The following is a 1,209-nucleotide window of genomic DNA, read 5'->3' on the forward strand; positions in this document are numbered from 1 at the left end:
CCGCCGGTCACGGCACGCTGAAGGACGCCATGAACGAGGCGTTGCGCGACTGGGTGACCAATGTCGAGGACACTTATTATTTGATCGGCACCGCCGCTGGCCCGCATCCCTATCCAGAGCTGGTGCGGGACTTCCAGTCGGTGATCGGCATCGAGGCGCGGGCGCAGATCCTCGAGCAGGAAGGCCGGCTGCCGGACACCATCATTGCCGCTGTCGGCGGCGGTTCCAACGCCATCGGCCTGTTCCACCCCTTCCTCGACGACAAGGAGGTCCGTATCATCGGCATCGAAGCCGGCGGCCGCGGCCTCGACGGCATCGAGCATTGCGCCTCGATGAACGCCGGAAGACCCGGCGTGCTGCACGGCAACCGCACTTATCTCCTGCAGAATGCCGACGGCCAGATCATGGACGGGCATTCGATCTCAGCCGGCCTCGACTATCCCGGGGTCGGGCCGGAACATTCCTGGCTGCGCGATTCAGGCCGCGTCGAATATGTGCCGATCCTCGATGACGAGGCGCTGGAGGCTTTCAAGCTGACGACGCGCGTCGAAGGCATCATCCCGGCGCTGGAATCGGCCCATGCCATCGCGCATGCGGTGAAGATCGTGCCAGCCATGGACAAGGACCAGATCGTCATCGTCAACCTGTCCGGCCGTGGCGACAAGGACGTGCACACGGTGGCCTCGATGCTGGGCATGGAGATCTGATCATGGTGACCCGCATCGATCGCCGCATGGCGAAGCTGAAGACCGAAGGCCGCCCGGCGCTTGTCACCTATTTCATGGGCGGCGACCCGGACTACGACACCTCGCTGTCGATCATGAAGGCACTGCCCGGCGCAGGCTCCGACATCATCGAGCTCGGCATGCCGTTCTCCGATCCGATGGCCGACGGCCCGGCGATCCAGGCGGCGGGCTTGCGGGCGCTGAAAGGCGGCCAGACGCTGGTCAAGACGCTGAAGATGGCGGCGGACTTCCGGACCGGCGACAATGAGACGCCGATCGTGCTGATGGGCTACTACAATCCGATCTACATCTATGGTGTCGACCGCTTCCTCAAGGACGCGATTGCCAGCGGCATCGACGGGCTGATCGTTGTCGACTTGCCGCCGGAGATGGACGAGGAACTGTGCATTCCGGCGCTGAAAGCCGGCATCAATTTCATCCGGCTGGCGACGCCGACCACCGACGACAAGCGCCTGCCCAAGGT

The 1,209-nt window shown here is 64.2% G+C and carries 2 protein-coding genes; both read left to right on the top strand.

Translation table 11 applies throughout. The features are described from left to right. Positions 1-707, top strand: a 707-nt coding sequence (locus tag EN935_RS36690; RefSeq protein ID WP_127374271.1) for a pyridoxal-phosphate dependent enzyme, incomplete at its 5' end; no start/stop codon positions are given. 2 nt (positions 708-709) lie between these two features. Beyond that, positions 710-1,209 (top strand): tryptophan synthase subunit alpha (trpA, locus tag EN935_RS36695; RefSeq protein WP_127374272.1); only part of this gene is annotated, 500 nt, incomplete at its 3' end.

Origin of the sequence: Mesorhizobium sp. M7D.F.Ca.US.004.03.1.1, from assembly GCF_003998635.1 — a bacterium.
GTDB classification, from domain to species: Bacteria; Pseudomonadota; Alphaproteobacteria; order Rhizobiales; family Rhizobiaceae; genus Mesorhizobium; species Mesorhizobium loti.